General features: G+C 71.4%; 21 protein-coding genes. 13 read left to right on the top strand and 8 right to left on the bottom strand.

Annotated features, from left to right (window positions below):
* Positions 1-193: acetyl-coenzyme A synthetase N-terminal domain-containing protein (locus E1202_RS16780; protein WP_132679236.1), on the bottom strand; the 193-nt coding region annotated here is incomplete at its 3' end.
* 272 nt (positions 194-465) lie between these two features.
* Between E1202_RS16780 and E1202_RS16775 the strand changes: the two genes are divergently transcribed.
* Complete coding sequence (locus tag E1202_RS16775; protein ID WP_132684090.1) at positions 466-1,212, top strand: Fic family protein; 747 nt, start codon at positions 466-468, stop codon at positions 1,210-1,212.
* A gap of 2 nt (positions 1,213-1,214) precedes the next feature.
* Positions 1,215-2,144 (top strand): nucleoside hydrolase, encoded by a 930-nt coding sequence (locus E1202_RS16770; protein ID WP_132684089.1) that lies wholly within the window; start codon positions 1,215-1,217, stop codon positions 2,142-2,144.
* A 36-nt stretch (positions 2,145-2,180) separates the two neighbouring features.
* On the opposite strand, the gene E1202_RS16765 is transcribed toward E1202_RS16770, so the two are convergent.
* From E1202_RS16765 to E1202_RS16740, 6 genes are all read right to left on the bottom strand, one after another.
* Positions 2,181-3,092 (bottom strand): N-acetylmuramic acid 6-phosphate etherase, encoded by a 912-nt coding sequence (locus E1202_RS16765; RefSeq protein ID WP_132684088.1) that lies wholly within the window; start codon positions 3,090-3,092, stop codon positions 2,181-2,183.
* A 46-nt stretch (positions 3,093-3,138) separates the two neighbouring features.
* The gene (locus E1202_RS16760; protein ID WP_132684087.1) at positions 3,139-4,059 is read right to left on the bottom strand and encodes a MurR/RpiR family transcriptional regulator; all 921 of its coding nucleotides are present in this window, start codon (positions 4,057-4,059) and stop codon (positions 3,139-3,141) included.
* Positions 4,060-4,363: 304 nt separating this feature from the next.
* Complete coding sequence (locus E1202_RS16755) at positions 4,364-6,100, bottom strand: serine hydrolase domain-containing protein (protein WP_132684086.1); 1,737 nt, start codon at positions 6,098-6,100, stop codon at positions 4,364-4,366.
* Between the two features lie 11 nt (positions 6,101-6,111).
* A complete protein-coding gene (locus E1202_RS16750) occupies positions 6,112-7,362 on the bottom strand; it encodes an exo-beta-N-acetylmuramidase NamZ family protein (protein WP_132684085.1) in 1,251 nt (416 codons plus the stop codon).
* A 5-nt stretch (positions 7,363-7,367) separates the two neighbouring features.
* Positions 7,368-9,140, bottom strand: coding sequence for a glycoside hydrolase family 3 protein (locus tag E1202_RS16745; protein ID WP_132684099.1), 1,773 nt, complete (start codon positions 9,138-9,140; stop codon positions 7,368-7,370).
* A 533-nt stretch (positions 9,141-9,673) separates the two neighbouring features.
* Entirely contained in the window at positions 9,674-10,534 is an 861-nt protein-coding gene (locus E1202_RS16740) for an HAD-IB family hydrolase (RefSeq protein WP_408006633.1), read from the bottom strand.
* A 606-nt stretch (positions 10,535-11,140) separates the two neighbouring features.
* Here E1202_RS16740 and ssd point away from each other — a divergent pair.
* The 8 genes from ssd (at position 11,141) to E1202_RS16700 (ending at position 16,689) form a co-directional block, all read left to right on the top strand.
* Entirely contained in the window at positions 11,141-12,259 is a 1,119-nt protein-coding gene (gene ssd / locus E1202_RS16735) for a septum site-determining protein Ssd (RefSeq protein WP_132684083.1), read from the top strand.
* Positions 12,260-12,340: 81 nt separating this feature from the next.
* On the top strand, positions 12,341-13,498 hold the full coding sequence (locus E1202_RS16730; protein WP_235878511.1) for a TadA family conjugal transfer-associated ATPase: 1,158 nt from the start codon (positions 12,341-12,343) through the stop codon (positions 13,496-13,498).
* Positions 13,492-14,268: a type II secretion system F family protein gene (locus E1202_RS16725; protein ID WP_235878500.1), complete on the top strand. Its 777-nt coding sequence runs from the start codon at positions 13,492-13,494 to the stop codon at positions 14,266-14,268. Before E1202_RS16730 ends, E1202_RS16725 begins: the two co-directional genes overlap by 7 nt.
* Positions 14,265-14,840, top strand: a complete 576-nt coding sequence (locus E1202_RS16720; protein ID WP_207918695.1) for a type II secretion system F family protein — start codon at positions 14,265-14,267, stop codon at positions 14,838-14,840. Before E1202_RS16725 ends, E1202_RS16720 begins: the two co-directional genes overlap by 4 nt.
* Positions 14,841-14,856: 16 nt before the next feature.
* Positions 14,857-15,048: a DUF4244 domain-containing protein gene (locus E1202_RS16715; protein ID WP_132684082.1), complete on the top strand. Its 192-nt coding sequence runs from the start codon at positions 14,857-14,859 to the stop codon at positions 15,046-15,048.
* On the top strand, positions 15,045-15,356 hold the full coding sequence (locus tag E1202_RS16710) for a TadE family type IV pilus minor pilin (RefSeq protein WP_207918693.1): 312 nt from the start codon (positions 15,045-15,047) through the stop codon (positions 15,354-15,356). Before E1202_RS16715 ends, E1202_RS16710 begins: the two co-directional genes overlap by 4 nt.
* Complete coding sequence (locus E1202_RS16705; RefSeq protein WP_132684081.1) at positions 15,353-15,799, top strand: Rv3654c family TadE-like protein; 447 nt, start codon at positions 15,353-15,355, stop codon at positions 15,797-15,799. The genes E1202_RS16710 and E1202_RS16705 overlap by 4 nt, the downstream gene beginning before the upstream one ends.
* Before the next feature lie 224 nt (positions 15,800-16,023).
* Positions 16,024-16,689 carry a bifunctional DNA primase/polymerase gene (locus E1202_RS16700; RefSeq protein WP_132684080.1) on the top strand — a complete coding sequence of 222 codons (666 nt, stop codon included), beginning with the start codon at positions 16,024-16,026 and terminating at the stop codon, positions 16,687-16,689.
* A 105-nt stretch (positions 16,690-16,794) separates the two neighbouring features.
* Here E1202_RS16700 and E1202_RS16695 read toward each other — a convergent pair whose 3' ends face one another.
* Entirely contained in the window at positions 16,795-19,170 is a 2,376-nt protein-coding gene (locus E1202_RS16695; protein ID WP_408006631.1) for a DEAD/DEAH box helicase, read from the bottom strand.
* A 421-nt stretch (positions 19,171-19,591) separates the two neighbouring features.
* Between E1202_RS16695 and E1202_RS16690 the strand changes: the two genes are divergently transcribed.
* From E1202_RS16690 to E1202_RS16680, 3 genes are all read left to right on the top strand, one after another.
* Positions 19,592-21,967 carry a sodium-translocating pyrophosphatase gene (locus E1202_RS16690; RefSeq protein WP_132684078.1) on the top strand — a complete coding sequence of 792 codons (2,376 nt, stop codon included), beginning with the start codon at positions 19,592-19,594 and terminating at the stop codon, positions 21,965-21,967.
* Between the two features lie 161 nt (positions 21,968-22,128).
* Positions 22,129-22,764, top strand: a complete 636-nt coding sequence (locus E1202_RS16685) for a hypothetical protein (RefSeq protein ID WP_207918691.1) — start codon at positions 22,129-22,131, stop codon at positions 22,762-22,764.
* A gap of 168 nt (positions 22,765-22,932) precedes the next feature.
* On the top strand, positions 22,933-23,517 hold the full coding sequence (locus E1202_RS16680; protein ID WP_132684077.1) for a hypothetical protein: 585 nt from the start codon (positions 22,933-22,935) through the stop codon (positions 23,515-23,517).
* Positions 23,518-23,543 lie beyond the last annotated feature (26 nt).

Genomic DNA, 23,543 nt, shown 5'->3' with positions numbered 1-23,543 from the left:
CCTGGTCCCACTCGGTGTCCCACTGCAACCGCGATGCCTGCTCGGCCCAGAACGCCTCGCGGTCCGCATCGGCCTGGCCGTAGAGCGCCGACGTGGCGTTGGCCTGCGCCGCGAAATCCTCGGACGGCGGGAACGTCCTGCTTTCCGTCAGCAGGTTGTCGAGCGTGTTGCTCTGCCCGTCGGGCTGACTCATTGCCCAGAACCTCCCTGGAGATGTGAATGCAGTGATAGGGGAACCGTAGTGCGATCTGGTTCACTGCAACAGAGGTTTCGCTTGATTGGTTCAGACCATTCGGTCGCAACGGACCGGATTCATACCGCCACCCTCCGGTGCCGCAATGCTTCCGGTGCGTTGTCCTGCGGTAACGCAGGGTCGAACAGGTGCAACGTGGCTGCAACTGTGGCACAACTCGCACACGGGCCGCTCGCCGGGGTTTCCGGTACCGGCCGGTAGCGTCAGGACCCGTGAACGACAAGCCATCGCTGGCACCGCTGCTGGAACTCGACGGGGTCGCAGACGCGGTGGCCGCCGCACGCGCCGCCATTGACGAGATCCACCGGCACCCGGCCAACCGGCGCGGCTGGCCGGCTACCGCCGCCGAAGCCTCCGTGCGCGCGGCCCGCGCCTCGGCCGCGGTCGCAGGCGGTGCCACCGAGATCCCCGAGTCCGGAGAGGTCAGCGACCCGCTGCTGGCCGGATCGCTGCGCGTCGCCGAGGCCATGGGCACCCTGCTGCCCACCTGGCAGCGCGCGCCCCGGCAGGCCCTGGCCCGGATGCACGTGCTCGCCGCGAGCGACCTCGTCGACGACCCCGACCAGCTCGGCCGGCCGCACGCCGACCCGGTGATCGCCGAACGGCTCGACCTGCTCAGCGAGATCATCACCGAGCCCAAGGCGCACGGCGCCGGGCCGGTGCTGGCTGCGGTGGTGCACGGCGAACTGCTCGCGCTGACCCCGTTCGGTCACGCCGACGGCGTCATCGCCCGCGCCGCAGCCCGGCTCGCCGTCATCGGCAGCGGCCTGGACCCCAAGGGGCTCGTCGTCCCCGAGGTCGCCTACTTCCGCAGGCAGGAGGACTACGCCGAGCGCGCGCTGGGCTTCGCCACCGGTGACCCCGACGCGGTCGCGTCCTGGATCGTGCACTGCTGCTCCGCGCTGGAAGCCGGTGCCCGCGAGGCCGCTTCCATCGCCGACGCCGTTCAGGAGGGCTGACGGTGAAGAAGGTCTTGATCGACTGCGACCCCGGCATCGACGATGCCCTGGCCCTGGCGCTCGCGCACGGCGATCCGCGGCTGGACGTCGTGGGCATCACCGCCGTCGGCGGGAACGTGCCGCTGGAGTTCACCACCGAGAACTCGCTCCGGCTGCGCGACTTCTACGGCATGACCGCGCCGGTCGCGCGCGGCGCCGGGCGGCCGCTGGTGCGCGAGGGCATCAACGCCGGGAACGTGCACGGCGTGATGGGTCTCGGCGAGGTCGTGCTGCCGGAGACCGCGACCGAGCTCGACCCGCGCCACGCGGTGGACCTGATCATCGAGACGCTGGCCGCCGCTCCGGGCGAGATCAGCCTGGTCGCGACGGGTCCGCTGACCAACATCGCGCTCGCGGTGCGCAAGGAGCCGCGGATCGTCGAGTGGGCGGCCGAGTTCGTGATCATGGGCGGCGCCTACACGCGCGGCAACCGGACGCCGGCGGCCGAGTTCAACATCATGGCCGACCCCGAAGCCGCCGCCGTGGTCTTCGAAGCGGGTTGGACGACGGTCATGATCGGGCTCGACCTGACCCACCAGGCCCGCGCGAACTCGGTGGTCCGCACCCGCTTCGCCGGTCTCGGGCGGCTCGAATCCGAGCTGCTCACGCCGTGCCTGGACTTCTACGGCCGGTTCCCCGACTACCAGGAGCTCGGCCCGGCGATCCACGACGCCTGCGCGATCGCCTACCTGATCGACCCGACCCTGATGGACGCCGCGCCCGCCCGGGTCGACGTCGAGACGCAGGGCCGGTTCACCTCGGGGATGACCGTCACCGACTTCAAGGCCCCGCCGGAGTCCAGGAACGCCCTGGTCCCGACCACGCTGGACCAGGGGCGCTTCTGGGACCTGATGAGCGAGGCGTTCGCAGTCGTCGCCAGGTCGATGGCCTGACGGGCGGGGAGGCCGGACCTCGCCGCCCGTTCCGCCTCAGCCCTCCAGGCTCCGGAGGGCGTCGCGGACCTGGCCGTCGGCCACGGCCAGCGCCGCTGCCGAGCGCTCGACGTCGGCGCCGGAGAGCAGGTGGACCAGGGCCGTCTTGAGGTCGCCGCCCGCCGCGGTGAGCGCGTCGGCGCAGGTCTGCTCGGACTCGCCGGTCGACTCCTGCAGGATGTTGATCGTGCGTCCGCGCAGCTTGGCGTTGGTCGCGAGCATGCTGACCATGAAGTTCGAGTAGACCCGGCCCAGCTTGATCATCACCGCGGTCGAGAACGACGTGAGCACCAGCTTCTGCGCGGTTCCGGCCTTCATCCGGGTCGAGCCGCTGATCGGCTCCGGACCGGTGTCGGCGGCGATGACCACGTCTGCCGGGACCTCGCCGGGCTTCGGGTTCGAGGTCAGCAACGCGGTGCTGGCGCCGATCTCCTTCGCGGCGGCCAGCGCCGAGATCACGTACGGGGTGCGGCCGGACGCCGCCAGGCCGAGCACGAAGTCCTTGTCGGAGCCCTGCGCGCGGATCTCGCGGGCACCCGCGTCCTCGTCGTCCTCGGCGTTCTCCACGGCCTGCTGGTAGGCCTCCGGGCCGCCCGCCTGGTGCGCGATGAACCAGTCCGGGGGAGCGTTGAAGGTCGGGATCAGCTCGGCGGCGTCGAGCACGGCCAGTCGCCCCGACGTTCCCGCGCCCACGTAGTGCACCCGGCCACCGGACCGCAGCGCCGCCACCGCGAGGTCGACCGCCTCCGCCAGCTCCGGCAGCACCCGGCCGACGGCCTCCGGCACCGTGCGGTCCTCGCTGTTGAACAGCTGCAGGACGTCCAGCGTGGGCAGCAGATCGATGTCGCGGGTGAGGGGATTGGTCTGCTCGGTCGGCGATGCGACGCGAATCGCGTGATCCCGGCTCATTCATGCCTCCTGTTCGATTGTTCGAGGCCGGCCGTGGCGCGATGCATCACGCCTCTTTGTGCCGGCGCCGATCGGGGCGACTGCCGAGGCGGTGTCCGGAGACGGCCTCGCGCGTCGCTTCCAGCGCCGTTTTGGTCTGCTCCAGGTGCCGCTGGGCGACACCGATGAACAAGCAGTCGATCACGGTCAGCTGTCCGATCCGGCTGGCCATCGCGCCGGACCGGTAGGTCGTCTCGCGCACCGCCGTGGTCAGCACGTGGTCGGTGACCTCGGTGATCGGGGAGCGCGCGAAGTTGGTGATCGCCCCGGTCGTGGCGCCGTGCCGCTTGGCCTCGCGCAGCGCCTCGACGGTCTCGGTGGTCGCGCCGGTGTGCGAGATGCCGATCGCGACGTCGCCGGGTTCGAGCACGGCGGCCGAGGTCAGCGCGTTGTGCGTGTCCGACCAGGCGAAGCTGACCAGTCCGATGCGGTGCAGCTTCTGCTGGAGGTCGAGCGCGACGAAGGCGCTGGCGCCGACGCCGTAGACGTCGATGCGGCGCGCGGTGGCGACCGCGTCGACCAGCGCGTTCAGCGATGCGGCGTCGAGCTGGCCCGCGGTCTCCTCGACGGCCTTGGCGTCGGCGTAGCCGACCTTGGAGATGATGTCGCCGATGCCGTCGTCCGGGCCGATGTCGCCGCCCAGCTCCCGGTCGCGGGTCGAGGTGCGCGCCGTGTCTGCGGCCAGGGCGATCCGCAGGTCCGGGTATCCGCCGACGCCGATGGCCTTGCAGAACCGGGTGACGGTCGTTTCACTGGTGCCCGCCGCCTCGGCGACCTCGGTGATGCTGCGGCGCGAGATCGAGGCGGGATCGGCGAGCACGATGTTGGCCACGCGCTGCTCGGCCCGCGCGAGTCCGGGCAACAGCGAGCGAATCTTGACGAGGGGGCTGCCCTCGCTCGATTCAGCGGAGATTTCCGTAATGGCCATGTGGGAAACTTACTAACCGTTTCTTGTGCAGGTCAATGCATATCTTGAGTATCCGTCGGGTAGACGGTTCGCGTCCGGGTCCAGGTTGCATCGCCGCCGCGCAGTTCGATGAGGGCTAAGTACCCGGTCCCCGAGATCGACTTGTACACCCGCTCGGTCGGTGCGCGCCGCGCGAACTCGTCATCTGACCGGAAGCCGCCTCGCGACCCGTCGGGGAAACGGGTTCGGCGAGCCACCCCGCTGCGCTCAGGTCGCCTTCGATCCAGGCGTGAATCCGCTCGTGACGACGGACGGCGGTGTCGCGTCAGCGCGGGGCGGAAGTCCAGCCGTCGAGGTGCAGCTCGGTGGAGTCGCGCTCGGAGTCGAGCAGGGTGCGGTCGCCGTCGGTGGCCTTGAGGCCGTCGACGTTGACCCCTCGGCCCTCGTACTGGGCGTCGACGCCGTAGCGCCAGCGCAGCTGGACCTTCTTGCCCGGCTCGGCGGGCACCTCGCCGCTGACCTTCCACCAGGCGCGATGCCCCGAACCCGCCAGCGCGGGCTGCGGGCCCTCCGGAGCCCCGGGACCGGACGCGGTCAGCGGCACCGGCCGCCAGTTCACCCCGTCCGAGCTGGACTCGACGGTGAGCGCGTCGGTGCCGTCGGCGTCCTGCTGGGTGTCGACGAAGGCGTCGAAGGACACCTCCAGCGGCCCGTCCGCCGGGCCCAGCGGCGCGCTGGTCAGCGTCGCCGTCCCGGGTGCGTGGAACGACGCGCGGCCGTGGCGGGGGAAGACCGCCAGCGCGCGGGCCATGCCCTGCGCGAGGGTCTGGCGGGCGCGGTTGTTGGAACCCCACTCGCGCGACGGGTGCACGCGGTTGGTCAGCAGCACCGCCACCGACCGCGACGCCGGGTCGATGACCAGCGACGTCCCGGTGTAGCCGGTGTGCCCGGCGGTGCGCGGAGCGCTGAGCCCGGCCATGTACCAGCGCTGGTCGAGCTCGAAGCCGAGACCGTGCGAGTTGCCCGGGAACTCGGTGTTGAAGTCGGTCAGCATCTTCTCGACGGTGCGCTCGGACAGGATCCGGGTGCCGCCGTAGGTCCCGCCGTTGAGCAGCGTTTGCCCGAGCTTCGCGAGGTCGTCGGCGGTCGAGAAGACACCGGCTTGACCGGCCACACCGCCCAGCGACCAGGCGTTCTCGTCGTGCACCTGGCCGCGCACCATGCCGCGCGGCGGGTCGGTCTGGAACTCGGTGGCCGCGATCCGGTGCAGCTGGGACTCCGGCGGGTTGTAGCCGGTGTCGCGCATGCCCAGCGGTTTGGTGATCCACTCCTGGACGACTTGGTCCAGCGGGTGCCCGGTGACCCGCTCGACCAGCACGCCGAGGGTGATCATGTTCGGGTCGGAGTACTCGTATTTCGTGCCCGGCGGGTGCTCGGGGGTCAGCGCCATGACCGACGGGATGCGCTGCTCCGGCGGCAGCTTCCACAGCTGCACCTCGGCCTGCAGCCCGGAGGTGTGGGTGAGCAGCTGCTCGACGGTGATGCCCTGCTTGCCGTTGACCGCGAACTCCGGCAGGTGCTCGGCGACCGGGTCGTCCAGCGAGATCGTGCCGTCGTCGACGAGCTGCAGCGCGGTGATCGAGGTGAACAGCTTGCTGATCGAGGCGACGTCGAAGATCGTGTCGGCGCGCATCGGTTCCTGGTCCTGCGCGGGCAGTTCGGTGCCCTTGCCGTCGGCGTAGCGCAGCTGCTCGCCCGCGGCGGTGCGGCTGACGACCACGCCGTCGTGCGCGAGCAGGCCCACGGCACCGGCGTACATCGGGTGTTCGACGTCAGGAGTCTTCTCGGTCCACGCCGCGAGCTGCCGCCACGCGTCGTCGATCGGCTTCGGGTCGAGTCCGATGCCCGAGGGCGTGCCGTCCTGCAGCAGCGTTTCGGCGGGCGCGAAGCCGTCCTGGGGACGGTCGAAGTGCCCTGCCGCCCGTCCCGGCGCGGCCGCGGCGGAGCCGCCCAGCGCGGTCAGCGACAGCAGCGCCACGGCCGCCAGCACGGTCTTGCCCATCCAAGGCCCCCTCAGCGGTACAGCAGGTACCCGTCGCGATGCCGACGGAAGTCGACGACGTCCTGCCGCCAGGAATCGGTGATCTCGCCAACGCCGGCGCCCGCGTCCACCATGCCGCGCAGCCGGTCCGAGCCGGACAACTTATCGACCATCCCATCCTCTCGCCAAGAGAAGAGCTGGGGATAGAGCCGTCGGGCTGTGACCAACATCGCAACGGTGAGGTGGATCGGGTCGAGATCACCCGTTCGGTGCAGCTGCACGCCACCGCAGGGCTGCTCGGCGTGCTTGGAGAACGTCGGGACGAAGTAGGTCTCGCGGAACCGCACGCCCTCGATGCCCAGCCCGTTGAGCTCCTCGGCCCACTTCCAGTCGACGCCGGGCGCCCCGATGATCTCGAACGGACGCGTCGTGCCGCGGCCCTCGGACCACGTGGTGCCCTCGAACAACCCGGTGCCCGGGTACACCGCCGCGGTGTCGGGGGTGGGCATGTTGGGGCTCGGCGGAACCCACGGCAGGCCGGTGTCGGCGGTGCGTCCCTGCCAGCCGTCGACCCGGATCACGGTGAGCTGCGGCAGCGGCGAGGGCAGGTGGACGCGGTCGAACATCCGCGCCAGCTCGCCGACGGTCATGCCGTGCTGCTGCACGATCGGCAGCTCGCCGACCCCGGAGGCGAACCGCAGGTCCAGCTGCGGCCCGGCGACCAGCGGGCCGACCGGGTTCGGCCGGTCCAGCACGGTGAAGCCCAGGCCGAGCTGCTGCGCGGCCTGCATCGCCGTGTACATCGTCCAGATGTAGGTGTAGAAGCGGGCGCCGACGTCGGCGATGTCGAAGACGACCTGCTCGACACCGGCCTTGCGGAACAGCTCGGCGAGCTTGGCGGCGTCGGCGCCGTAGGCGTCGTAGACCGGCAACCCGGTGCGCGGATCGCGGTAGTCGCCCTCGGACCCGCCGGCCTGCGACGTGCCGCGGAATCCGTGCTCGGGCCCGAACACCGCCGCGATGTCGACCTTGCCGCCCGCGTGCATCACGTCCACCAGGTGATCCAGCGAGGACAGCACGCCCGTCGGGTTGGTGACGATGCCGAGGCGGTGCCCGGCGAGGTCCGAGAAGTCCCTGCTCGCCAGCACGTCCGCGCCGGTGCGCACCGCTCCGGGCGCGACCTGCGCCGGCTTGGCCGCGCAGGCCGAACTGGACGCCACGCCGACGGCCGGGACCGCCAGGGCCGAGGCGGTGAGGAACCGCCGCCTGCCGATTCCGCTCATGCTGTTCACCAGGCCAAACCGAAGCCGAAGGGATACCTGTCGGTTCCAGGCTTACCAGGCTCGGGCACGGGGACCGGCAGCTTGCCCGCGGGCGTGGCCTCGCCGAAGAGGACCTTGGCGACCGATTCCATGGCGACCGGCTTGTCCGAGTAGCTGGCGATCCAGGCGGGCACGTCGACGTAGGCGGCGTCGTACGGGTCGCGCACGGCCACCGCCACGACCGGTTTGCCGGTCGCCTGCAGCGCGCGCACGAGGTCCAGCTGCCCGGCGTTGTCGGGGTTCCAGGCGGCGCTGGTCAGCACCACCGCGACGTCGTGGGCCTCGGCCTGCTCGACGGCCTGCCCGATCTGCTCCTGAGTCGGCTTGGTGCCGGTGGCCAGCGCGGAGCTCTGCGATCCGCGCGCCCGCACCGAGTCGGACAGCGCCTTCGTGCCCTTCTCGCCCGCACCGGTCACGAACACCGAACCGGACGACTTCAGCGGCAGCGCGGCGTCGTTGCGCAGCAGCGTCGTGCTGCGGTCGGTGATCCGCTGGGCGTCGGCGAGGTGCTGCTGGTTGCCGACGATCGAGTCCACCTTGGACACGTCGACGAACGGGTTGGCCAGCACGCCCCGGCCTTCCTTGAGCCTGAGCACCCGCGACACGCTCTCGTCGATGCGCTGCTCGGTGAGCCGCCCGTCGCGTACGGCCGCGATCACGCCATCGATGGCGACCTGCAGGTTCTGCGGCATCAGCATCACGTCGGCGCCGGCCTGCAGCGCCAGCACCGGGATCTCGGAGTCCGGGTGCTGCTGGCGGACGCCCTCCATCTGCAGCGAGTCGGTGAACACCACGCCCTGGTAGCCGAGCTCCTGGCGCAGCATGCCGGTGAGCACCTTCGGAGCGAGCGTGGCCGGTTGCCCGGAATCGTCGAGCTTGGGGACCACGATGTGCGCGCTCATCACCGAGTCGGTGTTGGCCGCGATCGCTTCCTTGAACGGGGGCGCGTCCAGCTGCTCCCACTGCTGCGGATCGTGCTCGATGACCGGCAGCGCGGTGTGGCTGTCGGTGCTGGTGTCGCCGTGCCCGGGGAAGTGCTTCACCGAGGCCGAGACGCCTTCGCCGGCAGCCTGGGCGTCCTCGTAGCCGCGCACCTGCGCCGCGGTGAACTGCGCGGCCAGCGTCGGGTCGGAGGAGAACGACCGGACGCCGATCACCGGGTTGGCCGGGTTGACGTTGACGTCACCGCTGGGCGCGAAGTTCATGTTCAGGCCCATGGCGCGCAGTTCCCGGCCGGTGATGGCCGCCGCGCGCTCGGCGTCCTGCGGGCTGCGGCCGGCGCCGAGCGCCATGTTGCCGGGCAGCTGCGTGACGGGCTCGGTGATCCGGGTGACCTGGCCCTGCTCCTGGTCGGTGGAGATCAGCAGCGGCACCTGCGCGCCCGAACTCGTCGCCGCGGTCTGCAGCCCGTTGGACAGCTCGGCGATCTGCTTCGGGTCGTAGAGGCTGTTGGACCAGGTGAAGTGGATGATCCCGCCGAGGTGGTACTTCTGCACCACCTGCGCCGGGGTGTCGACGCCGAACTCCTCCCGGTTGACCGGGTCGGGCGTGTCCGCGGTGCGGCCGTAGGCGTAGGTGACGAACAGCTGCCCGACCTTCTCCTCCAGGGTCATCTCGCGGAGCAGCTCGTCGGCGGTCTGAGCCCGAGGTTCCCCAGCGCTCCCGGTGGTGGTCAGCGCGGCAGCCCCCACGGCCAGCGCGCTCAACGCGACGACGGCGCGTCGAGTTCGGGTCTTCAGGGCCACATCGGCCTCCCTGCACCAGGCGGAAACTGTTCACCACGAACGCGGACAAATGAGGAAATTACTCACAGGAAATGGGGAGGTCAACGTTCCGGACTGATCCGATCGTCGAATTCCTGCGGTGTTCGGTGAGTGCGCGACCGCCCTCGGCGGGATGCGGCGAGCGGAAAGCGATTTGGTCGCTCGCCCCGGACGTCGTCCGGAGGGCTTGGAGCGCGCAAAAGAGCGGCGCCCGTGCTGGGCGCCGCCCTCTCTGCGCGAGCTCTTGGGTTACCAAGCGTGCTGTTCGTCGTAACTTTCGGGCTAGGCGTCCGGCGTCCCGTGACGCAACCCTGTGCACGACAGCCTTATCTGCGGCGACGCGTGGGTGCTCCAAGTCTCGCGCGCGGAGCCTGAGTGGGGTGGACGCTGTTTCTCCTCCACAACGTCCCTGGCCAAACAGGGTCCGCACTTCCCTTTGTAGACCGTGGCGACCGTCACTGCAAGGGTCCTTCAGGGCGAACCGAGCAGTGATCTGCCGGCGTTCCCGGTCACCGTCGGCGACGCCAGGCGCGCACGCCCCACCAGGTCGCGCCGGCGGCCGCCACGGCGCTGAGCCCGACACCCGCGGCGGTGACGGCGGCGCGGGACGGGGTGGGGATGCGGGCGCGCAGCGAGACGGGGTGCTCGAAGGCCAGCGAGGGCCAGCCGCGCTGGACGGCTTCCTTGCGCAGGCCCCGGTCGGGGTTGACGACGGTCGGGTGTCCGACGGCTTCGAGCAGCGGCATGTCGGTGACCGAGTCGGAGTAGGCGTAGCACTCGCCGAGGTCGTAGTCGTACTTGTCGGCGAGTTCGCGGGCGGCGACCGCCTTGTTCTCCGCGGAGCAGTAGAAGTCGACCTCGCCGGTGTAGCGACCCTCGGAGACGACCATGCGCGTGCCGGACCAGTGGTCGGCGCCGAGGAGCTTGGCGATGGGGGCGACGACCTCCTGGCCGGAGGCCGACAGCACGACGATCTCGTGGCCCTGGTCCTGGTGGTCGGTGATGAGCTGGGTGGCTTCCTTGTAGACGAGCGGGTCGACGATGTCGTGGAGGGTTTCCTCGACGATCGCGTTGACCTGGTCGATGTCCCAGCCGGTGCACAGCGACGTGATGTGCGCGCGCATCCGGTCCATCTGGTCGGCGTCGGCGCCGGCGAGCATGAAGACGAACTGCGCGTAGGCGCTCTTGAGCACCGCTCGGCGGTTGATCAGCCCTTCCTGGAAGAACGGGCGGCTGAAGGCGAGCGTGCTCGACTTGGCGATGATCGTCTTGTCCAGGTCGAAGAACGCGGCCACCCGGCGTCCGGAAGCTGCGGCGGGGTTCGCGGGCTCAGTCACGCCGACAGCATACGAGTCACGTCGACGTGGCATTTCCAGGCTGGTTCCGGCCATGTGCGCACGATCCTGGGCTGTTTGTCCGGTGGGGTGCATTGAGGGAGCGATTTTTCACACACCGTGTGGTTGTCGGAAGGTTGTTCGCCGTCCGGGTTGCTTTTTCTGCCACGAATGAATGGGTCAGGCCAGTTTGTCGGGCACTGAGAGCAAAGACGTTCCCTCAAATGGACGGGAGGCATTACTGGGGATCTGCGGGATACAGTGTGGGGAGTCCGGCATGACCGGACCAGTTCAGCTCGACCCCCCGGAGCTGAACTACGACGACCCCCGCCCCTCCCCCCTGGCGGGGGTCGTCTCGTGTCCGGATGCTCCCACCTGCGCGGAGTTCGTGCTCGCGCAACAGTCTTCGGGCGAGTGAAATGTGAATTGACTTCATTGCTAATGCGTCCCTTGTGTGACTCTTTCAGGGAAGACGAGTTATCCACAGCGAACGGGTTCATCCACAGATTTCAGAAATCGCTTGGCAGCCGACAGGGCCTCGGTCACTTTGGATAACGAGCGGCCATTCGCGGCACAACGCTCCTTCTTCCGGCCTATGCGGAAGTGGTTTGCCTCCGAAAAGTCCGATCCAGGGAGCCCGTCATGCCCGCGGCAGCACACTCGCCCGCCCCCGAGACCGCGCGCCCGCTGCTGGTGGTGCGCGACGCCGAACTGGCGGAGGAGGTCTCGCGGCTGGCCGCGGCCTCCGCCGGAACGATCGAGCGCGCGCCACGGCTGCTGCCCGCGGCGTGGCGCGCGGCGCCGCTGGTGCTGCTCGACGAGCCGACGGCCGCCGCGTGCGCCACCCACGGCCTGCCCCGCAGGCGGGGTGTCGCGCTGCTCTGCCGGACGACCGGCGAGCGGCTGTGGCGGACCGCGTTCGACATCGGTGCCGAGCGGGTGCTGGCCCTGCCCTCGGACGAGCACGAGCTGATCGAGCTGCTGGCCGACGCCGCGGACGCACCGGTCGGCGAGGGCCGCGTCCTGGCCGTGCTCGGCGGATGCGGCGGCGCGGGCGCTTCGGCGCTGGCCACTGCCGCCTCGGTGGTCGCCGCCCGCTCCGGCGGCCGGTCGCTGCTGGTCGACTGCGATCCGTTCGGCGGCGGCCTGGACCTCGCCGCGGGCATGGAGCGCGACGAGGGCGTGCGCTGGTCGGGCCTGTCGGTCGGCACCGGGCGGCTCGGCGCCGGAGCGCTGCGCGAGGCGCTGCCGAAGAAGCGGGTCGGACGCGGAGAGCTGGCCGTGCTCGCCTGCGACCGGGACCGGGCGCCGAGCGGGCTGACACCCGAAGGCGTGCGCGCGGTGCTCGGAGCCGGTCGCCGCTCCGGCGCGACCGTGGTGTGCGACCTCCCGCGCGGCCCGGCGCCGGGTGACTCCGACGAGTCGGTGCTCGGCGACGCCGAGCTCGTGGTCGTCGTGGTGCCCGCGGAGGTGCGCGCCTGCGCGGCGGCGGCGCGGGTCGTCGCCTCGGTGATCGAACGCGCGGGACACCGGGTGAGGCTGGTGGTGCGCGGACCGTCCCCGGGCGGCTTGCGACCACGTGACGTCGCGCGGGCCGCCGGCGCGCCGGTGCTCGCCACGATGCGACCACAACCGCGCCTGCCCGCCGCCGTCGACCGCGGTGACCTCGTCTCCGCGCTCAACCGCCGCAGCCCGCTGGCCGCGGCGGCCGGTGCCGTGCTGGCCGAGCTCGCCTCGGCGGAGTCACCGGTACCGCGCTGAACTCCTGTTGAAGCTCAGGCCGATCCCGTGCGATCGGCCATGTCGTCCTGCCGTTGTCGGCCGGTGAAGGGAAGGTCCGTGATGTCCGTGGATCGGGAACTGCTGGCACGGGTGCGAAACCGGCTGGTGGGCAACGGCTCGCCGCTGAACCCGGCAGCCGTCGCCGAGGCGGTCCGCGCCGAATCCGGCGGGCTGGTCGCCGACGCCGACGTGCTCGCCGCGCTGCGCGTCGTCCAGCAGGAGTTCTCCGGTGCGGGAGTGCTGGACCCGCTGCTGGACGATCCGGCGACCTGCGACGTGCTGGTCACCGCGCCGGAGAAGGTCTGGGTCGATCGGGGCGACGGGCTGCGGCCGACGCCGGTGCGCTTCGCGGACGAGGACTCCGTGCGCCGTCTCGCTCAGCGCCTGGCGATGTCCACCGGACGTCGGCTCGACGACGCCCAGCCGTGGGTCGACGCCTGGATGCCGCAGCGCGGCACCCGCGCGGTCCGGCTGCACGCGGTGCTGCCGCCGGTCGCCGGGGACGGGACCTGCATCTCGCTGCGGGTGCTGCGCCCGGCCGCGCACGACCTCACCGCGTTGCAGCGGGCGGGGACCTTCGACGAGCGCAGCGCCGCAGTGCTGCGCGAGATCGTGGCGCGCAGGCTCGCGTTCCTGATCACCGGTGGAACCGGCAGCGGCAAGACGACGCTGCTCGCGGCGATGCTCGGCGAGGTCGGGGACCGCGAGCGGATCGTGTGCGTCGAGGAGGCGGCGGAGCTGCGTCCCCGGCACCCGCACGTGGTGCGACTGCTGACCAGGCCGCCGAACGTGGAAGGCGCCGGTGAGATCGGCGTCCGCGAGCTGGTGCGGCAGGCGCTGCGGATGCGGCCGGACCGCCTGGTCGTCGGCGAGGTGCGCGGTGCGGAGGTGCGCGAGCTGCTCGCCGCGCTCAACACCGGGCACGACGGAGGCGGCGGCACGCTGCACGCCAACTCGCCGCGCGAGGTGCCCGCCCGGATGGAGGCGCTGGCCGCGCTCGGCGGGCTGTCCCGCGATGCCCTGCACAGCCAGCTCGCCGCCGCCGTGCAGGTCGTGCTGCAGGTGAGGCGCAGGCGCCTCGCCGCGATCGGGGTGCTGCACCGGTCGGGTGATCAGGTGACCGTGCGACCGGCCTGGGAACGCGAAACCGGTTGGGGCGTGGGCCGCGAGGAGCTGGCGGCGTTGCTGGAGTCCAGGGGAGGTGCGTTGCCGTGCTGATCACGAGCGCCCTGCTCGGCGCGGCCGGACTGCTGTGCTGGCCCGCGCTCACCACTCGTCACCGGCTCCCCGGACTCAGGCGCGCACCGCTGGGGTTGCCGAGGCCGAAACGCCTGCTGCCGCTGGCGACCGGTATCGCCGGGTTCGCCGTCGCGGGTCCGGCGGGCTCGTGCGCGGCGATCGCGCTGACCCTGCTCGCGGGCAGGTACGTCCGCGAAAACCGCGACGAGCGGCGGGAACTCGCGCTCGACGACGAGTTCGCCGAGGCGATGCGGCTGCTGGTCGCGCAACTGCGCGCGGGCGCGCACCCGGCGAACGCGGCCGAGGGCGCGGCGGCCGAAGCCGGGCCGGGCGTCGCCGCGCTCTTCCGGGACCTGGCGGCGACCGCCCGGCTCGGCGGCGACGTGTCCGCGCTGGCCGGGCGACCACGCGCGCCGGTGCGACGGCTGACGCGGGCCTGGGACCTGGCCGAACGGCACGGCGTCGCGCTGGCGGTACTGCTGGACAGCCTGCGCCGCGACGTCGAGCGGCGCACCGCCTTCCGCCGCGAGGTGACCGCGAAGATGGCCGGCCCGCGTGCCACGGCGGGGGTGCTCACCGGGTTGCCGGTGCTCGGGCTGGGCTTCGGGCAGGCCGCCGGTGCTTCGCCGCTCGCGGTGTTCGGCAGCGGTCCCGCCGGGCAGCTGCTCCTGCTCGTCGGCGTCGCCCTGCTGATCGCGGGGGTGCTGTGGAGCTCGCGCCTGACGAGGTCGGTGGTGGTGCGGACATGAGCCAGGTGTTCGCGCTGCTCACCGCGGCCGCAGCCGTGCTGCTGGTCCCCGTCGCCCCGACCCGCCACCGGCTGGGTCCGCATCGGCGCCCACCGGCGGCACGACGTCCCCGGCGCGAGGAGCGGGCCGACCCGCTGGTGCTCGCCGCCGGATGGGACCTGCTGGCGGCGGGGATGCGGGCCGGGCTGCCGGTGCCGGTGATCGTGCGCGCCGTCGCGGTCGAGGTCGACGGCACCGCCCGGCGGACGCTGAACGAGGTCGCCGACCACCTCGCCCTCGGCTCGGACGCCGCTGCCGGGTGGGAACCGGCGCTGCGCGACCCGGACACGGCCGAACTCGCCCGCGCCGCCCGGAGGACCGCCCGCACCGGCAGCGCGCTCGCCGACGTGGCGGCCGAGCTCGCCGACCGCGCGCGGGCGCGCAGCTCCGAGCTGGCGGAGGTGCGGGCACAGCGCGGTGCCGTGTGGATCTCGGCGCCGCTGGGGCTGTGCTTCCTGCCCGCGTTCCTGTGCCTGGGAGTGCTCCCGGTCGTGCTCGGCATGTTCGACCGGATCCCGATCAATCCACTGTAGACATAAGGAGAAGACGATGTGGAACCTCATCCGGCGGCTGCGGGTCGCGCTGACCGGCGACGACGGCATGTCCACGGCGGAGTACGCGGTCGGCACGCTCGCGGCCGTGGCCTTCGCGACCACCCTCTACGCCGTGGTGACCAGCGGCTCGGTCGAAGAGGCGTTGACCGGCCTCATCGAGCGAGGGCTGCAGGGGGCGGGGACGTGAACGATCGGGGCTCGGTGACCGTCGAGGCGGCACTGGGCGTCTGCTCGCTGATCGGCGTCTTCGGGTTGCTGCTGCTCGGCGGGATGGCGGTGCTGGACCAGCTCCGCTGCCAGGACGCCGCCGTCGAGGCCGCCCGCCTGCTCGCCCGGGGAGACGCGCCCCGGGCTGAGCGGGCGGTGCGCGCCATCGCGCCCGTCGGCGCGCACTACGCCCACGTGATCCGCGGTGACCAGGTCGAGGTGCTCGTCAGCGCGCACTGGCTGCGCGCCGACGCCGTCGCGATCCTCGAACCCGGGGAGGCAGGATGAACGACCGCGGTTCGGCGACGGTGCTCGCCGCGGTGCTGTCACTGGTCGTGCTGGTGCTGCTGGGGTGGCTCGTGCAGCTCGGCGCCGCCACCGCCGCCCGGCAGCGGGCCGAAGGCGCCGCCGATCTCGCGGCGCTGGCCGCTGCGGCTCACGTGATCGGTGGACCCGAACACGCCTGCGCGCAGGCCCGACGGGTGACCGGCGGGATGCGGACGCACCTGCTCACCTGCACCCTGACCGGTCGAGAGGTCCGCGTCGAGGTGGCGGGAGAGCTGGCCGGGCGGCAACCTCCGAGCGCACGGGCTCGCGCCGGACCGGCCCCGGTTGAGCCGCGCGTATCACGCGGGCAGTACGACGAGCGGTCGGCGAGCGGTCCGGTGGGCAGCGGAGCGGTCGGCGAAGCGCCACCGGCGCCGCTACCGGGCTTTCAGCGCGTGTGTTGAATCTTTCACGTTCGTCGTCGCCGAACGACCGGTCGTCGCACCGGGTCTGTACGCCCCGGGGCTGGATGACGTTTCTTTGAATGTGTGAGCGGCGAGCCCAGGTTCGCCACGAACCGAGGTCCACCCGACAAGGAGGTCGGGGGATCGGCCGGAACCCCGAAATCCGGCCGGTCGACCTCAAGGCGCAAGACGTCGCTCATCGCTGAACGAGGAGGCGGAGACAGATGCAATGGTCTGCGGAGAGGTGGCAGAGCGCCTTCCGCGGCGTCCCGGCCCACCCGGCCGGGCTGACCAGCAGCCGGATCGACCTGCGAGTGCAGGCAATCGACTTCGCGTCGCGTGGTTGGTCGGTGTTGCCCGGAACCTTCCCCCGAGATGGTGAGTGGCTCGGTCGCCGAGGCCGGCAGCTGCACGGCCCGACCCCCGTGCGGGCCGACTGGCAGGACGGCCTGGGGGCCGACCTGCACGAGGTCATGGCCTGGTGGGACGAGCACCCCTACAACCTGCTGCTCGCCACCGGTTACCAGGCCGACGCCATCGAGGTCGACATCGCGATCGGCAGGCGGGCGGCGAAGGTGCTGCGCGCCGGCGGATTCCCGGTGCCGATCGTGGCGACCCCGACCGGCAGCTGGTTCTTCCTGATGTCCCCTGGGGGTCGGCTCAACGGCGAGCTGGCAGAGGAGAGCGGAATCCGCTTGCACGGCAAGGGGAGTTGGGTTCCGCTGCCACCGTCGGTCTACCCGGGCGGTGCGGTGCACTGGAGGGTCAAGCCTGAGGTGTGCGCCTGGCAGCTGCCCAGCCCGGAGTTCGTCCAGGACGCGCTCCGGACCGCACTGGAGATCGACGACCAACCGGAGAACGTGGCGGAGGTTCTCGCAGCGAGCAGGTGATCCTGCGGCCGTGACGCACCGAACCGGCCCGGTTTCCGCGCCCAGGGCTCCCCGGCCCGACCGGTCACGAGATTCCCGCGAGCACGCACCAACCAGCCCCAGTGCTCATCGTGCCCGGTCGGGCGGCCCACCCGGACCGCCGGTGCTCCCCCGAAGCACGGCCGAAACCGCATCGAGAACAGCCACCGCCCCTGCCTTGTCCAGCGGTTCGTTGCCATTCCCGCACTTTGGCGACTGAACGCAGGACGGGCATCCGGCCGGGCAGTCGCAGGAAGCGATCGCTTCCCGCGTCGCGGCCAGCCATGGGACCAATGCGGCGAAACCGCGGTCGGCGAATCCGGCTCCACCCGGATGGCCGTCGTGCACGAACACCGTTGCCTCCCCGGTGTCGGCGTGCAGAGCGGTTGAGACCCCGCCGATGTCCCATCGATCGCAGGTCGCGAACAGCGGTAGCAGGCCGATCGCCGCGTGCTCGGCGGCATGCAGCGCGCCGGGGATGCGCGCCGGTTCCAGCCCGGCGCCCCCCGGCGCGCTGCCCATCAACAAGTCCTGACCGACCGTGTACCAGACGGCGCGCGTGCGCAGCGTCTGCGCGGGCAGGTCCAGCGGAACCTGGTCCAGCACCTCGCCGGTCGGTCGTTTCCGCAGGTAGCCGATGACCTGCGAGGTCACTTCCACCTCGCCCAGGTGCACGGTGACCCCGGCGCCGGTGTCGTGGCTCTCGACGGTGCGCAGCACGGAGATGTCCACGTCGTTGCGCGGCGAGGTCGTCCAGTCCGGGCTCTCCTCGTGGACCAGCGTGATCGCCGCGTCGAGGTCGAGCTCGTCGACGACGAAGGACTCGCCGCGATGCAGGTACACCGCTCCCGGATGCACCGTCGAGCAGGCGGAATCGGGGTCCACCGTGCCGAGCATGCGTCCGGATTCGCCTTCGACGACGGCGATCGGCGGGCCGCCGGAGCCGCGCAGCTCGACGGTGCGGTGCGGGCGTTCCCTAGCGGTCCAGAACCAGCCGTGCGGGCGTCGCCGCAGCACGCCGTCGGCGGTCAGCGCCTCGACCGCCCGCCGCGCGGGTTCGCCGCCGAAGATCTCGAACGACTCCTCGGTCAGCGGCAGCTCGGCCGCGGCGCAGGCCAGGTGCGGTTCCAGCACGTACGGGTTGGCGGGGTCGAGCACGGTCGCTTCGACCGGCCGGGACAGCACGGCGGGCGGGTGGTGCACGAGGTAGGTGTCCAGCGGGTCGTCGCGCGCCACGAAGACCACCAGCGCGCCGTCCCCGTCGCGCCCGGCGCGTCCGGCCTGCTGCCAGAACGAGGCGAGGGTGCCCGGGTACCCGGCGACGACCACGGCGTCGAGCCCGGAGATGTCGACCCCGAGCTCCAGCGCGTTGGTGGTGGCCACGGCCCGCAGTTCCCCGGTCAGCAGGGATCGTTCCAGTTCGCGCCGGTCCTCGGGCAGATATCCGCCGCGGTAGGCGGAGACCCGGTCCGGCAACGTCGAGTCCACTTCGGACAGCGCGCGTCGCGCGGCGAGCGCGGCGAGTTCGACGCCGCGCCGGGATCGGATGAAGGCCAGCGTGCGGGCGTCCTCGATGACCAGCTCGGTCAGGATCCGCGCGGCCTCGGAGCCGGCGTTGCGGCGGACCGGGGCGCCGTTCTCGCCGACGAGGTCGTCCAGCAGCGGCGGTTCCCAGAGCGCGACGGTGCGCGCTCCGCGCGGCGAACCGTCCTCGGTGATCGCCCGGCAGCAGGCGCCGGTCAGCCGTTCGGCGAGCTCGGCGGGGTCCGACACCGTGGCCGAGGCCAGCACGAACACCGGGTCCGAGCCGTAGCGGTTGGCGATCCGCCGGAGCCTGCGCAGCAGGAGCGCGACGTGCGAGCCGAACACGCCCCGGTAGGTGTGGCACTCGTCGATCACGACGTGCGTGAGCCGGCGGAAGAAGTGCGCCCAGCGCCCGTGCGACGGCAGCACGCCGAAGTGCAGCATGTCGGGGTTGGTGAAGATCCACCGCCCGTGCTGGCGCACCCAGTCCCGCTCGGCCTGCGGGGTGTCGCCGTCGTAGCTCACCGCGCGGAGCTCGGGGAGCTCCAGCTCGGAGATGCTGCGCAACTGGTCGGCGGCCAGCGCCTTGGTGGGGGAGAGGTACAGCGCGGTGGACTTGGGGTCGGCGAGCAGCTGCGAGATCACCGGCAGCTGGTAGACCAGCGATTTCCCGGACGCGGTGCCGGTGGCGACGACGACGTTCTCGCCGTCGTGCACCGCCTCGGCACCCTCGACCTGGTGGATCCACGGCTCGTCCGCGCCGCGCGCCTGGAACGCCTCGACGAGCCGGGGCGGTGCCCACTTCGGCCAGTCGGCGGTCTGGGCGGGCCGGGCCGGCCGGTGCTCGACGTGCGTCACGGGCGACTCGTCGGCCGGGATCCCGGCGAGGACGCGGCGGAGCAGCCGCTGTCCCTTGTCCTCCTCGCGCACGTCGTTCAGCCTTGCACAGCTCTGATCGGCGCCCGCACAGGTGTTCCCCTCCGCGAGTCGGCTCGTGTTCCACCTTCGGGGCAACTTCGGAGCGTGTTCCGGGAGGCGGGCCGGTCCACGCGGATCCCGCTGCGACGCGCCATACCTCATGTCACCCGATCGGTCCAAATCGAAATATGTCCGAACAGGGGATCAAGTGCCCCTCTGAATCGATCATTTGGTAACAGATCTGCACGTCGATACGAGTTGCGTATCACACCGTGAGGTAAGCCACTTGGGGTCTGAATAGACTCCCGATCCACGACGTCGCCACGGACGGCCAGCGAACGATCACAGGCCGTACCGGGCGGGGCCGCCTACCGCGCATCGGGGCCCGGTAAGAGCGTGCGGGGCCGCCGGTGTGAGAACCGAGCACAACCCAGGAGGACGGATGTCCCTGCTCACCCCGGTCCAGCATGGCTGGGCCCAGGGCGCTGCACCACCGAGCTCGCAGTCCCGGATGGACCTCGCCCAGCAAGCCACCGGAATCGAGCTCGCAGGCATCGACTACGCAGTCGTCGGTGTCGTGATGGTCATCGCCCTGGCCGCACTGGCCTTCGGCTACGTCCTGATCAAGGAGGTGCTCGCCGCAGGGCAGGGCACCGCGAAGATGCAGGACATCGCCAAGGGCGTGCAGGAAGGCGCGTCGGCGTACCTGAACCGGCAGTTCCGCACCTTGGCGATCTTCGCGGTCGTGGTGTTCCTGGTGCTGTTCGCGCTGCCCGCCGAGACCCTCGGCGAGCGCATCGGCCGATCGGTGTTCTTCCTGTTCGGCGCCGCGTTCTCAGCCGCCATCGGTTATCTCGGCATGTGGCTGTCCACCCGCGCGAACGTGCGCGTGGCCGCCGCGGCCCGCGAGCCCGGTGAGGGCCGCGAGAAGGCGATGCGCGTGGCGTTCCGCACCGGTGGCGTGGTCGGCATGATGACCGTCGGCCTCGGCCTGTTCGGCGCCGCTCTGGTGGTGCTGGTCTACGCGGGCGGTGCCCCGCGCGTGCTGGAGGGCTTCGGCTTCGGCGCCGCGCTGCTGGCGATGTTCATGCGAGTCGGCGGCGGCATCTTCACCAAGGCCGCCGACGTCGGTGCCGACCTGGTCGGCAAGGTCGAGCAGAACATCCCCGAGGACGACCCGCGCAACGCCGCCACCATCGCCGACAACGTCGGTGACAACGTGGGTGACTGCGCCGGCATGGCCGCGGACCTGTTCGAGTCCTACGCGGTGACGCTGGTCGCCTCGCTGATCCTGGGCACCGCCGCCTTCGGCGGGCACGGGCTGCTGTTCCCGCTGATCGTGCCCGCGATCGGTGTGCTCACGGCGGTCATCGGCGTCTACATCACCAAGGCTCGCACGGGCGAGAGCGCGCTGACCGCGATCAACCGCTCGTTCTACATCTCGGCGGGGATCTCGGCGGTGCTGTGCGCGATCGCCGCGATGCTGTACCTGCCCAGCACCTTCGCCGAGCTCACCGGCGTCTCCGAGGAGGTGCGCGCCACCCCGGGCAGCCCCGCGCTGGTCGCGCTGATGGCCGTGATCATCGGCATCCTGCTCGCCGTGGTCATCCTCAAGCTGACCGGCTACTTCACCGCCACCGAGCACCGCCCGGTCCAGGACGTCGGAAAGTCGTCGCTGACCGGTGCGGCCACGGTGATCCTGACCGGTCTGTCGGTCGGCTTCGAGTCCGCCGTCTACACCGCGGCGGTCATCGCCGCGGCCGTGTTCGGCGCGTTCCTGCTGTCCGGTTCGCTGCCGGTGGCGCTGTTCGCGATCGCGCTGGCCGGTTGCGGTCTGCTGACCACCGTCGGCGTCATCGTCGCGATGGACACCTTCGGCCCGGTCAGCGACAACGCGCAGGGCATCGCGGAGATGTCCGGTGACGTCGAGGGCGAGGGCGCGAAGATCCTCACCGAGCTGGACGCGGTGGGCAACACGACCAAGGCGATCACCAAGGGCATCGCCATCGCCACGGCGGTGCTGGCGGCGACGGCGCTGTTCGGTTCCTACACCGACGCCATCGGCGCCGCGCTGGCCGACGTGGCCGGCGAGCTGTCCACCTCGGAGTTCTTCGTCTACGCGCCGAACGTCCTGGTGGGCGTCGTCATCGGTGCCGCGGTCGTGTTCTTCTTCTCCGGTCTGGCGATCAACGCCGTGTCCCGCGCGGCCGGTGCCGTGGTCTACGAGGTGCGGCGCCAGTTCAAGGAGAAGCCGGGGATCATGGACGGCTCGGAGCGCCCGGAGTACGGCCGGGTGGTCGACATCTGCACCCGCGACTCGCTGCGCGAGCTGGCCACTCCGGGTCTGCTGGCGGTGCTGGCCCCGATCGCGGTCGGGTTCGGCCTGGGCGTCGGGCCGCTGGCCGGGTACCTGGCCGGAGCCATCGCCACCGGCACCCTGATGGCCATCTTCCTGGCCAACTCGGGTGGTGCCTGGGACAACTCCAAGAAGCTGGTGGAGGACGGCTACCACGGCGGCAAGGGGTCCGAGGCGCACGCGGCCACGGTCATCGGTGACACCGTCGGCGACCCGTTCAAGGACACCGCCGGTCCGGCGATCAACCCGCTGCTGAAGGTGATGAACCTGGTGTCGGTGCTGATCGCGCCGGCAGTGGTCTACTTCGCCGTCGGCGAGGCGGCCAACCCGGCGGTGCGGATCGGCATCGCGGTGGTGGCGCTCGCGGTGATCGTCACCGCTGTGGTGATCTCCAAGCGGCGTTCGACCGCGATCGCGGACGAGCCCGCGGACGACAAGACGATCAACGGCGCACCCGCCTAGATCGGCCTCGACGATGGGCGTCACCCGGTTCGGGTGGCGCCCATCGCCATGAGCAGGCCGATCGCTGCGACGGGTGACCCCGGGTTCACCGGGAGGTGTGGCGGTACGAGAGAGTCCGAGCGCACAGCGAGAGCTACTCCGATCCATGTGAGGAGTTCGCAATGAGGTTCCGTGCGACGTCCCTCGCGGCGCTCGCGGCCATCCCGCTGGCCCTGAGCGCCTGCGGTGCGGCACCAGCACCGACCCCCGAGCCCGCCCCGGCTCCGCCGAAGGCGGCAGGCCCGGAAGGCGTCGAGTGGGCAGGCCGGTTGTGCGGGCTGGTCAACGACTTCTCCGCGTCCCAGAAGAGCTTGCCCGCGGTGGACAAGAGCAACACCCAGGCGATGAAGAACTCGGTGATCGCCCGGCTCGACACGGCGAGCAAGACCGCTGATGGCACGGTTCGCGGGCTGCAGGAGCTGCCGCCGTCCCCGATCGAGGGCGGCGACCAGGTCAACCAGGGCATCCGCGACGGCTTCGTCCAGATCCGCGACGTCCTGGTGGGTGCCCGGGCCAAGGCCGACCAGGTCGACCCGAACGACAAGCAGAAGTTCACCGAGGGCATGACCGCCCTGCAGGCGGAGCTCCAGAAGAGCTCCCAGGTGGACCTCAACAGCAAGTTCGGCGCCCTGGAGAAGAACCAGCAGCTCGCCGCCGCGGCCAAGCAGGCCCCGGGCTGCCAACCGTTCTTCAACCCGGCCCCGGCCCAACCGGCTCCGGGTCAGCCGGCCCCCGCTCAGCCCGGCCAACCCCAGTAACGACCCCCACCTGCGTGGACGTCACGATCTCAATGGAAATCAGGAACCGGATCTCAGTGGAGTTCCGCACCCCGATTTCCATTGAAATCGTGTCCACCAGGCGTCGGGGCTCAATCGATCGGGTTACGTTGGTGGATAATCTCGAACTGCTGTTCTAGCATCCCGATCGTGGGCCAGCTGTCCTTCTACTCGGCAGAGGCTCGGCGGGCTGACGTCGCCGACCTCGCGGGCATGCTGTGCGGACCCGGTCAGGCCGTGGGGTTCGGCCGCGGGACCGCGGCGCGGCTGTCGGTGGTCGTCGACGCCGAGTGGCGCGCCCGCTGCCTGCTCGCCGCCTGCTCCGAGCGAGGGGTGCAGGCCGAGCTCGGCCGCTCCGACGAAGGGCGGCCGCTGGTCCGCACCGCGTTCCGCTCCGATCTCACCGGCTTGGCCGCGCACTGGCTGCGCGGCGCCGTGAAGTCTGTACCGTCGGGATTCGTGCCGGACGGCTGGGCGCTGCGGATCTGGGCGCTCGCGGCCGGCGCGGCGGACCACAACGGCTACCGCCTCGGGCTCGACCCGCACGCTCCCGACACGCACGAGCCGCTCGCGGAAGCGCTCCGCGGCTGCGGGCTGCCGACCAAGACGGTCGGCGTCAGGGCGGGCGGACCGGCCCTGCGGGTGACCGGTCGCAGGCGCCTGGCCAGGCTCGCCGAGCTGGTAGGACCGCTGCCCGATGGTGCGATCGAGGGAATGATTCCGCTCGTCTCCTGAGCGGGTTGACGCACATCACGCCAGGT

Origin of the sequence: Saccharopolyspora karakumensis, assembly GCF_004349225.1 — a bacterium.
Classification (GTDB): Bacteria; Actinomycetota; Actinomycetes; order Mycobacteriales; family Pseudonocardiaceae; genus Saccharopolyspora; species Saccharopolyspora endophytica.
Note: the sequence above shows the minus strand (reverse complement) of the source record. Positions and strands in the feature narration are given on the sequence as shown.